11 protein-coding genes are annotated in these 13,612 nt (G+C 73.2%); 9 read left to right on the top strand and 2 right to left on the bottom strand.

Going from position 1 to position 13,612, the window contains the following annotated elements; all coding sequences use genetic code 11:
* Positions 1-220: 220 nt before the first annotated feature.
* From AVL62_RS08495 to AVL62_RS08455, 9 genes are all read left to right on the top strand, one after another.
* Entirely contained in the window at positions 221-982 is a 762-nt protein-coding gene (locus AVL62_RS08495; RefSeq protein ID WP_058891189.1) for a YebC/PmpR family DNA-binding transcriptional regulator, read from the top strand.
* Between the two features lie 169 nt (positions 983-1,151).
* Positions 1,152-1,823 carry a crossover junction endodeoxyribonuclease RuvC gene (gene ruvC / locus AVL62_RS08490; protein WP_058891188.1) on the top strand — a complete coding sequence of 224 codons (672 nt, stop codon included), beginning with the start codon at positions 1,152-1,154 and terminating at the stop codon, positions 1,821-1,823.
* Entirely contained in the window at positions 1,820-2,437 is a 618-nt protein-coding gene (gene ruvA / locus AVL62_RS08485; RefSeq protein WP_058891187.1) for a Holliday junction branch migration protein RuvA, read from the top strand. Before ruvC ends, ruvA begins: the two co-directional genes overlap by 4 nt.
* Before the next feature lie 44 nt (positions 2,438-2,481).
* Entirely contained in the window at positions 2,482-3,585 is a 1,104-nt protein-coding gene (gene ruvB / locus AVL62_RS08480) for a Holliday junction branch migration DNA helicase RuvB (protein WP_235585614.1), read from the top strand.
* Between the two features lie 211 nt (positions 3,586-3,796).
* Complete coding sequence (locus AVL62_RS08475; RefSeq protein ID WP_058891185.1) at positions 3,797-4,186, top strand: preprotein translocase subunit YajC; 390 nt, start codon at positions 3,797-3,799, stop codon at positions 4,184-4,186.
* The gene (gene secD / locus AVL62_RS08470) at positions 4,183-6,234 is read left to right on the top strand and encodes a protein translocase subunit SecD (RefSeq protein ID WP_058891184.1); all 2,052 of its coding nucleotides are present in this window, start codon (positions 4,183-4,185) and stop codon (positions 6,232-6,234) included. The genes AVL62_RS08475 and secD overlap by 4 nt, the downstream gene beginning before the upstream one ends.
* Positions 6,234-7,436 (top strand): protein translocase subunit SecF, encoded by a 1,203-nt coding sequence (gene secF / locus AVL62_RS08465; protein ID WP_058891183.1) that lies wholly within the window; start codon positions 6,234-6,236, stop codon positions 7,434-7,436. The genes secD and secF overlap by 1 nt, the downstream gene beginning before the upstream one ends.
* 4 nt (positions 7,437-7,440) lie before the next feature.
* Positions 7,441-7,989 (top strand): adenine phosphoribosyltransferase, encoded by a 549-nt coding sequence (locus AVL62_RS08460; RefSeq protein WP_268793642.1) that lies wholly within the window; start codon positions 7,441-7,443, stop codon positions 7,987-7,989.
* Positions 7,990-8,052: 63 nt separating this feature from the next.
* A complete protein-coding gene (locus AVL62_RS08455) occupies positions 8,053-10,371 on the top strand; it encodes a RelA/SpoT family protein (protein WP_058891182.1) in 2,319 nt (772 codons plus the stop codon).
* A gap of 166 nt (positions 10,372-10,537) precedes the next feature.
* Here AVL62_RS08455 and AVL62_RS08450 read toward each other — a convergent pair whose 3' ends face one another.
* On the bottom strand, positions 10,538-11,878 hold the full coding sequence (locus tag AVL62_RS08450; RefSeq protein WP_058891181.1) for a M18 family aminopeptidase: 1,341 nt from the start codon (positions 11,876-11,878) through the stop codon (positions 10,538-10,540).
* Positions 11,875-13,560 (bottom strand): DUF349 domain-containing protein, encoded by a 1,686-nt coding sequence (locus AVL62_RS08445; protein WP_235585599.1) that lies wholly within the window; start codon positions 13,558-13,560, stop codon positions 11,875-11,877. Before AVL62_RS08445 ends, AVL62_RS08450 begins: the two co-directional genes overlap by 4 nt.
* Positions 13,561-13,612 lie beyond the last annotated feature (52 nt).

The following is a 13,612-nucleotide window of genomic DNA, read 5'->3' as shown; positions in this document are numbered from 1 at the left end:
GCTCCGGCGCTCATTACTATGCGGTACGCGATGTGCCTGGGGCAAGAGTGGCGGATGATCTGGTCCTCGGCGCGTGCGCACCCCCGGGGGCGCCCGGCGGTCGGTCGGGTCCGTCAGCCCGGCCCTGTCCGGCAGGTAACCTGAGGAGCTGGTGCCCGCGCCGCCGACCGGGACGGGCACGGCATACCTGACCCGCACGTCGACAGATCGAGGAGCAACGATGAGTGGCCACTCCAAGTGGGCGACGACCAAGCACAAGAAGGCCGCGATCGACGCCAAGCGGGCCAACCTCTTCGCCAAGCTCATCAAGAACATCGAGGTCGCGGCCCGCATGGGCGGGGGCGACCCGACCGGCAACCCGACCCTCTACGACGCCATCCAGAAGGCCAAGAAGAGCTCGGTGCCCAACGACAACATCGACCGCGCCGTCAAGCGCGGGTCGGGCGCCGAGGCCGGCGGCGCGAGCTACGAGGCGCTGGTCTACGAGGGGTACGCCCCGGGGGGCGTCGCCCTCTACATCGAGTGCCTCACCGACAACAAGAACCGCGCCGTGATGGAGGTGCGCACGGCACTCTCCCGCAACGGGGGCTCGATGGCCGACAGCGGTTCGGTGGCCTACCTCTTCGAGCGCAAGGGCCAGGTCGTCGTGCCCAAGGAGCAGGAGAGCGGGGAGGCCAGCGAGGACTCGCTGCTCGAGATCGTGCTCGAGTCGGGCGCCGAGGAGGTCGAGGACGTGGGCGAGTCCTTCGAGGTCATCTCCGAGGCCGGCGACGTCGTGGCGGTCCGGACCGCGCTGCAGGAGGCCGGGCTGGACTACGACTCGGCGGAGGTGACCTTCGTCCCCAGCATGCAGGTGCCGCTGGACGCCGACGGCGCCAAGAAGGTCATCCGGGTCATCGACGCCCTGGAGGACTGCGACGACGTCCAGAACGTCTACAGCAACGCCGACATCCCCGACGAGGTCCTCGCCGAGCTCGAGTAGTCGCGAGCGCAGCGAGCCTGACTGCTGGAAGCAGGAAGCCGGCCGAGCGCAGCGAGGTCCGAGCTGTTCCGGCGGCTCCCGCCCGGAGGGTGTGTCGTGCGCGGGCACGGCCGCCCGGGCTTGTAGCGTGGTGTCCGAACATCTGTCCACACCATCGAACGGGAGCGGTATGCGCGTGCTCGGCGTCGACCCCGGTCTCACCCGGTGCGGTCTCGGGGTCGTCGAGGGGCTCCCGGGGCGCTCGCTGCGGCTCGTGGAGGTGGGTGTGGTCCGGACCCCTCCGGGGGACGAGCCGGCCGAGCGCCTGCTCACCCTGCAGACGGAGATCGACGAGTGGCTCGCCCGCACGCGACCTGACGCGGTGGCCGTGGAGCGGGTCTTCGCCAGCACGCGCAACAGCAGCATCATGGGCGTGGCGCAGGCGTCGGCCGTGCCCATGCTGGCCGCCGCCCGGCTCGGGCTGCCCCTGGTGTTGCACACCCCCTCGGAGGTCAAGGCCGCCGTCACCGGCAACGGACGGGCGGACAAGGCCCAGGTCACCCACATGGTGACGCGCATCCTCACCCTGGAACAGGCGCCCCGCCCGGCGGACGCCGCCGACGCGCTCGCACTCGCAATCTGCCACCTGTGGCGAGGGGCGGCCCGGGTCCGCGCCGACGACGCCGCCGGCGACCGCAACCGGCTCCAGGACGCCGAGGACCAGGCGTCCCGGGCGGCGCCGAACCGGCTCGCCCAGCTGCACGCCGAGCACCGCACCGCCGCCCGCTCGGCCACCTCCCGCGCCTCGGCGCGCGCGGGCGGTCGAGCCGCCACCACCAGCAGCAGGAGGAACCCCCGGTGATCGCCTCGGTCCGCGGACCCGTCCGCCACGTCGGTCTCGACCACGTTGTCGTCGAGGTGGGCGGTGTCGGTCTGCTCGTGCACACCACGCCGGAGACCGCGTCCGGCTGCCGGACCGGCCAGGAGCTCACCCTGGAGACCACCCTCGTCGTCCGCGAGGAATCGCTCACGCTCTACGGCTTCGCGGGGGCCGACGCCAAGGCGCTCTTCGAGCAGGTCCAGACGGTGAGCGGTGTCGGGCCCCGGCTCGCGCTGGCCATGCTGTCCGTCCACTCGCCCGCCGACGTCCGGGCCGCGCTGGCCCAGGGCGACCTCGTGGCCCTCACCAAGGTGCCGGGCATCGGCCGCAAGTCGGCCGAGCGACTGGTCCTGGAGCTCAAGGACAAGATCCTGGCGATGGGTGTCGAGCCCGGTCTGGCCGGCGGGGCGGGTGCGGCACCGGGCGGCGGGGCCGGCGAGGACGCGGTGCACACCCAGGTGCGGGAGGCGCTGCAGGGGCTGGGGTGGACCACGCGGCAGGCGGACGGCGCCCTCGGCGCCGTGACCAAGGGTGCGGACGCGCCCACCGACGTGGCCGCCCTGCTGCGCGCGACCCTGCGGGAGCTCGGCCGGTGACCGGCGCCGGGGAGGGGACGACCGACGGGTCCTACGAGGTCGAGGTGCCCGAGGCATACCCCGACGGCGAGCGGGTCGTCGACCCCTCGGGCAGCGACGAGGAGCGCCGGATCGAGGCGGCCCTGCGGCCGCGCCGACTGGCCGACTTCCCCGGACAGGGGCGGGTGCGCGACCAGCTCGGCCTCGTCCTCGAGGCGGCCCGGCGGCGGGGCAGCCCGCCGGACCACGTCCTGCTCTCCGGCCCGCCCGGGCTGGGCAAGACCACGCTGGCCATGATCATCGCCGGCGAGCTGGAGCAGCCCATCCGCATCACCAGCGGACCGGCCATCCAGCACGCCGGCGACCTGGCGGCCGTCCTGTCCTCGCTGGTGGAGGGCGAGGTGCTCTTCCTCGACGAGATCCACCGGATGTCACGGCCGGCCGAGGAGATGCTCTACCTCGCGATGGAGGACTTCCGGGTCGACGTCATCGTCGGGAAGGGCCCGGGCGCCACGGCCATCCCCCTGGAGCTGCCGCCGTTCACCGTGGTCGGGGCCACCACCCGCGCGGGGCTGCTGCCCGCGCCGCTGCGCGACCGCTTCGGCTTCACCGGGCACCTCGACTACTACGCCACCGAGGACCTCGTGACCATCCTGCACCGCAACGCGGCGCTGCTGGAGATCGAGGCCGACGAGCCGGGGATCACGCAGATCGCCTCCCGGTCGCGGGGCACCCCGCGCATCGCGAACCGCCTGCTGCGTCGGGTCCGTGACTGGGCGCAGGTCCACGGCCAGCACGTCGTGGACGAGGCGGCCGCGCACCAGGCGCTGGCGCTCTTCGACGTCGACGCGCTGGGTCTCGACCGGCTCGACCGGGCGGTGCTGGAGGCGCTGTGCACGCGCTTCCGCGGCGGGCCGGTGGGGTTGTCGACGCTCGCGGTGGCCGTGGGCGAGGAGCCCGACACCGTGGAGACCGTGGCCGAGCCCTACCTCGTCCGCGAGGGCTTCATGATCCGCACCCCCCGCGGTCGCGCGGCCAGCCCGTCCGCGTGGCAGCACCTCGGCCTCACCCCGCCGCCGGAGGCCGGGGGAGGGGTGCCCGGTCACGGCACGCCGGGCCGGTTCGGCGGCGGCGACCCCGACGCCGGCACGCTCCCGCTCGGCGGGTGACCGTGGTTCGGCCGCCCGGGCGGGGCTCTCGCGGTCGGGCGGACGGCGCCGACGGGAGCGGGGGAGGCCGACACGGCATACCGGCCTCTTTGGCCGCCTCAGAAGACTCACCTAGACTGCCCCGGGTGCCTGCCGCGCGCGTCAGCGTGCGCAGCGGGACGACGGCGTCGCACCGGCGCCCCACGAGACACGCTTTCTGAAGGGTCACTCCATGACACTGGCGACCGGCGCCGCTGCGGGCGCGGGAGGCTCCGGCCTCACGCTGCTCATCCTGGCACTGCCGATCCTCTTCCTGCTGTTCCTCATGTTCAGCCAGCGTCGGCGGGCCAGGGCGGTCACCGACGCGCAGGGGCAGCTGCAGCCGGGCCAGGAGGTCATGACGACCTCCGGGATGTACGGCGTCGTGCGTGCCATCGAGGGGGACGTGGTCCACCTCGAGGCCGGGGGCTCGGTGTTCCGCTTCCAGCGCCGGGCGATCCTGCCCATCTCCATGGTGGGCGGCGGGGGCGGCCCGGCCCGGGGCGGGGCGGCCGAGCCGGGGACCGAGGGGACCGACCCCGGCCCCGACGGCACCGACGGGGACGCGGAGCCCCGGCGATGACGACGTCCACCCCGGCCCCTCGCCGGGACGAGGACCTCGCCGGCGACGCCGCCGGGGGCGGAGGCCGGCAGCGGGGCGGACCTGGCGGCTCGGGCCGCGGGCGCACGCCCCGCCGGCGCAACGCCCGGATGCGCGGGCCGTTCCGCACGCTCATGAGCCTGCTCATGATCACGCTGCTGCTCTTCGCGAGCATCGGCGGCGCCCGCCTGTGGGCGGAGCCGGCCGCCTCGCTCACCCCCCAGCTGGGCCTGGACCTCGCCGGGGGCCGCCAGATCGTCATGGAGCCGCTGACCGAGGAGGGCGCGTCGGTCTCGTCCGACCAGCTCGAGCAGGCCATCGACATCATCCGCCGCCGCATCGACGGCGGGGGCGTCGCCGAGGCGGAGGTGACCCGCAGCGGGCAGAACGTCTCCGTGGCCATCCCCGGCAACCCCTCGGCCGCCCAGGTCGAGGCGCTCAGCCGGTCCTCCCAGCTGCAGTTCCGCCCGGTGCTGGTCGCCCAGCCGACCGGGCCGCAGGCCGAGGTGCCCCCGCAGCGCACCCTCCCGCTCCCGCCGAGCCTGCTCCAGGAGCAGCTCGAGGAGTCCGAGCAGGAGGCTCAGCAGTCCGAGGGCGGCGAGGACAGCGTCGACGACGGGTCCTCCGGGGACGGGTCGGGAGACGAGGCCGAGCAGACCGAGGGCAACCGTGGCGGCACCCGGCTCGACGGTGCCGCGGGGGTCAGCGCGGCCGACGACCCGCTCGCCGGCCAGCCGGTCTCCGCGGGGGACGCCGACGACGCGGCCACGCAGGCGCCCGGCGTGCCGGCCGGCGACGACGCCGACAGCACGGCCCCGCCGGCGGACGAGACGGCCCCGCCCGCCGACCCCTCCAGCCTGGAGCAGATCACGCCCGAGCTGTCGGAGGAGTTCACCGCGCTCGACTGCTCGGCCACCGGTGTCGCCGGCGAGGTCGCGGCGGCCCCGGCCGACGAGCCGACCGTCGCCTGCTCCGCCGAGGGTGACGAGAAGTTCATCCTCGGCCCGGTGGAGCTCACCGGCAGCGCCGTCACCACCGCCAACGCCAGCCCCGAGACCGTCCAGGGCGGCGCGGTGACCGGCCGCTGGCAGGTCAACCTCACCTTCGACGGCGAGGGCGGCCAGACCTTCGCGGAGATCACCTCCCGGCTCTACGGCTACCCGCAGGGTCAGGCCCAGAACCGCTTCGCCACGATCCTCGACGGCGAGGTCATCACCGCCCCGACCGTCAACGGCGTCATCTCCGGCGGAACCGCGACCATCTCGGGTGACTTCACCCCGGAGGAGGCGCAGGCGCTGGCCAACCAGCTCGAGTTCGGCGCCCTGCCGCTGAGCTTCGAGGTCCAGACCTCCGAGCAGATCAGCCCCACCCTGGGTGGCGAGCAGCTGCGCTGGGGCGTGGTCGCCGGGATCATCGGTCTGCTGCTGGTGTTCGCCTACATGCTGGTCCAGTACCACGCGCTGGGCCTGGTCGCCATCGGCTCGCTCATCATCGCCGCGCTGCTCGCCTACGGCTCGGTGACGCTGCTGGGGTGGGCCAACAACTTCCGGCTCACCATGGCCGGGGTCACCGGCCTCATCGTGGCCATCGGCATCACGGCGGACAGCTTCATCGTCTACTTCGAACGCATCCGTGACGAGGTCCGGGCCGGTCGTCCGCTGCGGTATGCCGTGGACACCGGGTGGGAGCGCGCCCGCCGGACGCTCATCATCTCCGACGTCGTCAACCTGCTGGCCGCGGCGGTCCTCTACCTGCTGTCCGAGTCCGGCGTGCGGGCGTTCGCCTTCGCGCTGGGGCTGACCACGGTCATCGACCTCCTGGTCGTGTTCATGTTCACCCACCCGCTGGTGAGCATCCTCGCCAACACCCGCTTCTTCGGCGAGGGCCGCAAGTGGTCCGGGATGGAGCCCGAGCGGCTCGGCGCCAAGCGCTCGGCCTACCTCGGACGCGGCCGGGTCCGTGAGCCGGACGTCATCGCCCCGGGGCGCCGACGGCATACCCGCGAAGAGCTGGAAGGTGGTGTGGTCTGATGTCGCGCTTCTCCCGGTTGGGCAACGACCTCTACTCGGGCGCCCGGTCCTTCGACATCGTCGGTCGTCGCCGCTTCTGGTACGCCCTGTCGGCCGTGCTCATGATCATCTCCCTCGTCGGCCTGGTCGGCCGCGGGCTGAACTTCGGCATCGAGTTCAGCGGCGGCTCCGAGCTGCGGGTGAGCGGGGTCAGCAGCAGCCAGATGGAGGGCTACGAGCAGACCGCCGACGACGCCCTCGAGGCCGTCGACCCCGGCGGCACGACCACGATCACCCGCATCGGGGACGACACCGTCCGGGTGCAGACCGGCGAGCTGGACAACACCGAGGCCGAGACGGCCCGGGCCGACCTCGCCGAGGCCTTCGGCGTCGAGACCTCCGCCGTCACGAGCTCCTTCGTCGGTCCGTCGTGGGGTGAGACGGTCACCCAGCGCGCCGCCATCGCGCTGGCGGTCTTCCTCGCCCTCGTCACGCTGATCCTGACGTTCTACTTCCACACCTGGAAGATGGCCGTGGCCGCGCTCGTCGCCCTCGTGCACGACGTGCTCTTCACCGTGGGGATCTACGCGCTGGTGGGCATCGAGGTGTCGCCGGCCTCGGTCATCGGCTTCCTCACCATCCTCGGATACTCGATCTACGACACCATCGTCGTCTTCGACAAGGTCCGGGAGAACACCGACCACACCTTCGACACCAAGCGGCAGACGTATGCCGAGGCCGCCAACCAGGCGGTCAACCAGACCCTCGTCCGCTCCATCAACACCTCCGTGGTGGCGCTGCTGCCGGTGGCGGTCATCCTGGTCGTCGGGGTCACCCTCATCGGGCCCGGGACGCTGGTCGACCTGTCGTGGGCGCTCTTCATCGGGATCACGGTCGGCACGTTCTCCTCGATCTTTATCGCCACCCCGCTGCTCGTGCAGCTGCGGGAGGGCGAGCTGGTGGTCCGCCGGCACGACGCGCAGGTGACCCGCCGGCGCGAGCGTCGCGAGGAGCGCTCCTCCACGCACGCCGACGACGAGCTGCTGGAGGGTGAGGACGCGGAGGGCGCGCTGGTCGGCGCCCCGGCGGGCGCACCCCAGGACCCGGCGCCCTCCGGCGCGGCCACCGCCGCGCGGGGGGAGCAGGCACCCGGGCGACAGCTGCACCCGTACGCCCAGCGCGGACCGCGCAACCAGCCGAAGCGCAAGCGCCGTGGACGCTGAGGCCGTGGCCGGTCAGGTGGCGACCCCGGACGCGCAGCTGGCGAGGGACGTCCTCGCGGGGATGCGGGACATCCCCGACTTCCCGGAGGAGGGCGTGGTCTTCAAGGACTTCACCCCCGTGCTGCTCGACCGCCGGCTGCGCGACCGGATCGTCACCGACACGGTCGACCGGCGACGCGGCCAGGTCGACGTCGTGGCCGGCATCGAGGCGCGGGGCTTCATCCTCGGCTCGATGGTGGCCCACGCCCTCGGCGTCGGCTTCGTCCCGGTGCGCAAGGGCGGCAAGCTGCCCGCGGCCGTGCACAGCCAGTCCTACACGCTGGAGTACGGCACGGCCACCCTCGAGATCCACCAGGACGCCGTCTCCCACCACGAGCGTGTGCTGGTCGTCGACGACGTGCTCGCCACCGGCGGCACCCTGGCCGCGACCTGCGAGCTCATCGAGCGGTGCGGGGCCAGCGTGGCGGCCATCGAGCTGGTGCTGGAGATCGAGGAGCTGGGCGGCCGGGGCCGCCTGGGCGGCTACGACCTGCACTGCCTCACCAGCGTCTGAGCGCGTCGCCCGCGCGCCTCACCGGGCTGCTGGTGCGCTCCGGCGAGCGCCTATGATCTGTGCATGAGCGAGCCCGCAGCCACCACACCGCCCGCCCGGGCGGGTGGCGGGCTGCGGCCCCGGTGGGCCCGGCTGGGCGGGACCCGCACCACGGCCAACCCGGCGCTGGAGCCGCTGCTGCGCTCGGTGCGGGCCACCCACCCCAAGGCCGACCTCGCGCTCATCGAGCGGGCCTACGCGGTCGCCGAGGAGATGCACAAGGGCCAGCAGCGCAAGAGCGGTGACGCCTACATCACCCACCCCCTGGCGGTGGCGACGATCCTCGCCGAGCTGGGGATGACGCCCTCGACCATCGCGGCGGCGCTGCTCCACGACACGGTGGAGGACACGCCATACTCGCTGCCGCAGCTGCGCCGCGACTTCGGTGACGAGATCGCGATGATGGTGGACGGGGTCACCAAGCTCGACAAGGTGACCTACGGCGACGCGGCGCAGGCGGAGACGGTCCGCAAGATGGTCGTCGCGATGGCGCGCGACATCCGGGTCCTCGTCATCAAGCTCGCCGACCGGCTGCACAACGCCCGGACCTGGCGCTACGTGTCGGCCGAGAGCGCCGCCCGCAAGGCCTCCGAGACCTTGGAGATCTACGCGCCGCTGGCGCACCGGCTGGGGATGAACACCATCAAGTGGGAGCTGGAGGACCTGTCCTTCGCCCAGCTCTACCCCAAGGTCTACGACGAGATCGTGCGGATGGTCGCGGACCGCGCCCCCGCCCGGGAGGAGATGCTGTCGCGGATCCGCGGGGAGATCTCCGAGGAGCTGCGCACCGCCAAGATCCGGGCCACGGTCACCGGCCGGCCCAAGCACTACTACTCCGTCTACCAGAAGATGATCGTGCGGGGGCACGACTTCGAGAAGATCTACGACCTCGTCGGGGTGCGGGTGCTCGTCGAGTCGATCCAGGACTGCTACGCGGTGCTCGGCGCGCTGCACAACCGGTGGAACCCGGTGCCGGGGCGGTTCAAGGACTACATCGCGATGCCGAAGTTCAACATGTACCAGTCGCTGCACACCACGGTCATCGGCCCCGGCGGCAAGCCGGTCGAGATCCAGATCCGCACCTTCCAGATGCACCGGCGCGCGGAGTACGGCGTGGCGGCGCACTGGAAGTACAAGGAGCAGGGGCCGGACGGCTCCCGGGCGAGCGCCGGCGCGGACGGCGGGCCGGGTGCCCTGGAGGGTATGCAGTGGCTGCGCCAGCTCATCGACTGGCAGCAGGAGACCTCCGACCCCGGTGAGTTCCTCGACTCGCTGCGCTTCGAGATGGGTGCTGCCGAGGTCTACGTCTTCACCCCGGACGGCGACGTCATGGCGCTGCCGGCCGGCGCGACGCCGGTCGACTTCGCCTACGCCGTCCACACCGAGGTCGGGCACCGCTGCGTCGGCGGCCGGGTCAACGGCAAGCTGGTCTCCCTGGACTCCGAGCTCAGCAACGGCGACGTGTGCGAGATCATCACGAGCAAGGCCCAGGACGCCGGGCCGAGCCGGGACTGGCTGAGCTTCGTCAAGAGCGCCCGCGCCCGCAACAAGATCCGGCAGTGGTTCACCCGCGAGCGGCGCGAGGAGATGGTCGACTCCGGCAAGGACGAGATCGCCAAGGTCCTGCGCAAGCAGAACGCCCCGCTGCAGCGGCTCATGAGCCACGACACGCTCACGGCGGTGGCGCAGGGGCTCAACTACAAGGACATCGACGGGCTCTTCGCGGCGGTGGGCGAGGGACACGTCTCGGCCCAGCACGTCGTCAAGCAGCTGACCTCCACGCTGGGCGGCGAGGACGGCACCGAGGAGGACCTCGCCGAGGCGACGCGCCCGCGGCGTGGCCGGGTGGCCCACGCCGACCCCGGGGTGACCGTCGTCGGGGCGGACGACGTCTGGGTCAAGATCGCCAAGTGCTGCACGCCGGTGCCGGGGGACCCCATCCTGGGCTTCGTCACCCACGGCAAGGGGGTCTCGGTCCACCGGACCGACTGCACCAACGCCGCCGACCTGCAGGAGAAGTCCGCCGAGCGGATCATCCGGGTCGCCTGGGCCCCGACCGCCAGCAGCCTGTTCCTCGTCAACATGCAGGTCGAGGCCCTGGACCGCTCGGCGCTGCTCTCCGACATCACCCGCGTGCTCTCCGAGCAGCACGTCAACATCCTGTCCGCGTCGGTGCAGACGAGCCGCGACCGGGTGGCCCTGTCGAAGTTCACCTTCGAGATGGCCGACCCGTCGCACCTGGAGTCCGTCCTGCGGGCGGTGCGGCGTATCCCGGCCGTGCTCGACGCCTACCGGGTCACCGGCACGACGAGCACCGACCCGCACCGCCGCAGCCACGCCTGAGCCCCCCGGCAACGTTCTGGACATACGCTTCTGGGGAACGGGTCCCACTTTTCTATGTCCAGAAACGGGGCGGCCCCCGCCGGGCTGCCGGTTCCGGACATAGCTTTCTGGGGAACGGGCCCCACTTTCCTATGTCCAGAACGGGGCGGCCCCCGGCCGGGTGCGCTCAGGCGGGGGTGAGGAAGGCGGCGAGCGCCGCGGCGTACCCGGCCTGGTCGAGGGTGCCGCAGATCTCGCGGGTGGAGTGCATCGACAGGACCGGGGCCCCGAAGTCGACCGTGGTCGCGCCAGTCAGCGCCGACGTCATCGGCCCGACGGTGGACCCGCACGGGAGGTCCGAGCGGGTGACGAAGGTCTGCATCGGCACCCCCGCCCGCTCGCAGGCGAGGGCGAAGGCGGCCGCACCGGGGGAGTCGGTGGCGTAGCGCAGGTTGGTGTTGACCTTGAGCACCGGCCCGCCGTTCATGAGGATCGGGTGCTCGGGCTCGTGCCGCTCCGGGTAGTTGGGGTGCGTGGCGTGCGCCATGTCGCCGGAGGCCACGACCGTGCCCGCGAGCGCCCGCCAGTAGTCCTCCCGGGTCCCGCCGGCGGCCAGGACGATCCGCTCGAGCCAGGACGGCAGGAAGGTGGACTGGGCGCCCCGCTCGGAGGTGCTGCCGACCTCCTCGTGGTCGAAGAGCACGATGACCGGCACCGTGGGCGTCGTGGCCTCGGCCGGCTCGGCGACCGCCTGCAGGAGCGCCCGGACGGCGGCGTAGGAGGTCGCCAGGTTGTCCAGGCGGGCCGAGGCGACGAGCTCCCCGTCGCCGCCGATGCGCCGGGCCGGGGTGAGGTCGTGGGTCATCGCGTCGAAGCCGAGCAGGTCCTCGCGGGGCACGTCGACCTGGGCAGCCAGCCAGTCGCTGAACCCGCCCTCGGCCCCGCCGCCGGGGCTCCAGTGCGGCGCCAGGTGCTGCTGGTCGTTGAGCCGCAGCCCCTCGGTGCGCACCGTGCGGTCGAGGTGGACGGCCAGCTGGGAGACGCGCAGCAGCGGCTCGTCGCAGCGCCAGAGGTGCTGGCGGACGCCACCGGGGGCGTCGGTGTCCCGTACGGCGACCCGCCCGGACAGCCCCAGGTCGCGGTCGAGCCAGGAGTTGGTCAGCGCCCCGCCGTAGACCTCGACGCCCAGCATCCGCCACCCGGCCCGGGTCCAGTCCGGGTGCGGTTTGACCCGCAGGTTGGGGGAGTCGGTGTGGGCGCCGACGACCCGGTATGCCGTGTGCGCCGGCCGGTCGGCCGGCAGGTGGGCCGTCGACCAGGCGAGCAGCGACCCGCCGCGGCGGACCACGTAGTGCCCCGGCGCCGTGGGGGTCTGGTCGACCTCGGCGACCTCGGTGAAGCCGGCGGCGGTCAGCAGCCCGGCCGCGGTCTGCACCGCGTGGAAGGGTGAGGGCGAGTCGTCGAGGTAGGCGCACAGGCCGTCGGCGACCTCGGCGACCTCCGTCGCCAGGCGGGTGAGGGAGCTCACCGGCTCAGACCCCCACGGGCCGAGTCCAGCCAGAGCTGCTTGGTCGCCAGCTCGGACTCCAGGGCGCTGACCTTGCGGTCGTCCCCGGCCGCCCGGGCCGCCTCGAGGTCGGACTCCAGACCCTGCACGGCCCGCTCGAGCTGGTCCACCATGGACCGCGCCCGGGCGTCGAGCTCGGGGTCGCTGCGCCGCCACTGCGAGTCCTCGATGTCGCGCACCTTCTGCTCGACCGCGCGCAGCCGGTTCTCCACCCGCTTGATGTCGCCGCGCGGCACCTTCCCGGCGGCGTCCCAGCGGTCCTGCACCCGGCGCAGCTCGGCCTTGGCCTGGTCGAGGTGGGCCTCGTCGACGGTGATGGCCTCGGCCTCGACCAGGAGTGCCTCCTTGACCTTGAGGTTCTCGGAGAACTCCGCCTCCTCGGCGGCCACCACCTCGTCCTTGGCGTCGAAGAAGGCGTCCTGCGCGGCCTTGAACCGCACCCACAGCGCGTCGTCGTCGGCGCGGGAGGCCCGGCCGGCCCGCTTCCAGTCCTGCATGAGCCGCTTGAAGGCCCCCGCGGTCGCGCCCCAGTCCTTGCTGGTCGACAGGGCCTCGGCCTCGCGGACCAGCCGCTCCTTGGTGGCCTTGGCCTGGCCGTGCTCCTCGTCCAGCTGGGCGAACCAGGTCTTGCGCATCTTGTCGAAGGCCGACCGGGCGTGGCTGAAGCGCTGCCAGAGGGCGTTCTCGGCCTCCTTGTCCAGACGGGGGCCGGAGCGTTGGTGGGCCTTCCACTCGTCCAGCAGCTCGCGGATGCGGGCGCTGCTCTGCTTCCACTGGATGCGCCCCGGGTCGGTCGCCGCGAGCTGCTCGGCCTCGGCCACGAGCTCCTCCCGCTCCTGAGCGGCCTGGGCCTTGGCCTTGAGCCGCTCCTCCTGCTCGGTGCGCGAGCGGGTCTTCACCTCGGCCTCGAGCTCCTTGACCACGGCCTCGAGGGCGGCGAGGTCCCCGACGACGTGCGCCTCGCCGATCTGCTCCTTGAGGTGGGCCAGGGACTGGCGAGCGTCGTGCGCCGACACCTCGGTGCCGGCGAGGCGCGCCTTGAGCAGGTCCGCGGAGGCGAGCATCTCGTCGTACTTGCGGGCGAAGTAGGCCAGCGCCTCCTGCGCGCCGGCACCGGGGTAGGAGCCGACCTCGCGCTCCGTGCCGTCGGCGAGGATGACGAAGACCGTGCCGTCCTCGGCCACCCGTCCGTGCTTCATGGACTCGGTGGGGTCCGGGTGGGGCTCCGGGGACGCGGCCGCGGTGCCGGCCGGGCGCGGGGCGGCCGGCCTCCGCGCGGCGAACATGGCGGGCGAGGGCGCCGCCGGGCGCGGGGGCGCGGGGGCGGGCACGGCCTCGGCGGCCGGCTCCGGCTCGGCGGGTGCGGCGGGCTCGGCAGGTGTCTCAGGCTCTGCGTGCTCGGCCTCGGCAGCCGGTTCGGCAGGTGTCTCAGGCTCGGCCGGTGCGGCCGGTGCGGCCGGTGCGGCCGGTTCGGCGGGCTCGGCAGGTGCTTCAGACTCGGCGGGTGCGGCCGGTGTCTCGGGCTCGGCGGCCGCGGGCTGCTCGGTGTCCGGAGCCTCGGGCTCGACGTCCTGGGTCGCCGCCACCTCGGGCTCGGCACCCTGGTCGTCGGGCTCGGTGGGGGAGGGCGTCTGCTCGGACACGGTGGTGGCCTCTCGGATAGGGACCGCGAGGGCGGCCATCGGGGCCGCCTCG

The organism is Serinicoccus chungangensis (genome assembly GCF_001483745.1).
Lineage (GTDB): Bacteria > Actinomycetota > Actinomycetes > Actinomycetales > Dermatophilaceae > Ornithinicoccus > Ornithinicoccus chungangensis_A.
Note: the sequence above shows the minus strand (reverse complement) of the source record. Positions and strands in the feature narration are given on the sequence as shown.

Bases quoted from the DNA above. Each gene is read 5' to 3' on its own strand.
- AVL62_RS08495 (WP_058891189.1), top strand. From the start codon at position 221: ATGAGTGGCCACTCCAAGTGGGCGACGACCAAGCACAAGAAGGCCGCG.
- AVL62_RS08455 (WP_058891182.1), top strand. From the start codon at position 8,053: ATGAGCGAGCCCGCAGCCACCACACCGCCCGCCCGGGCGGGTGGCGGG.
- secD (WP_058891184.1), top strand. From the start codon at position 4,183: ATGACGACGTCCACCCCGGCCCCTCGCCGGGACGAGGACCTCGCCGGC.
- secF (WP_058891183.1), top strand. From the start codon at position 6,234: ATGTCGCGCTTCTCCCGGTTGGGCAACGACCTCTACTCGGGCGCCCGG.
- AVL62_RS08475 (WP_058891185.1), top strand. From the start codon at position 3,797: ATGACACTGGCGACCGGCGCCGCTGCGGGCGCGGGAGGCTCCGGCCTC.
- ruvC (WP_058891188.1), top strand. From the start codon at position 1,152: ATGCGCGTGCTCGGCGTCGACCCCGGTCTCACCCGGTGCGGTCTCGGG.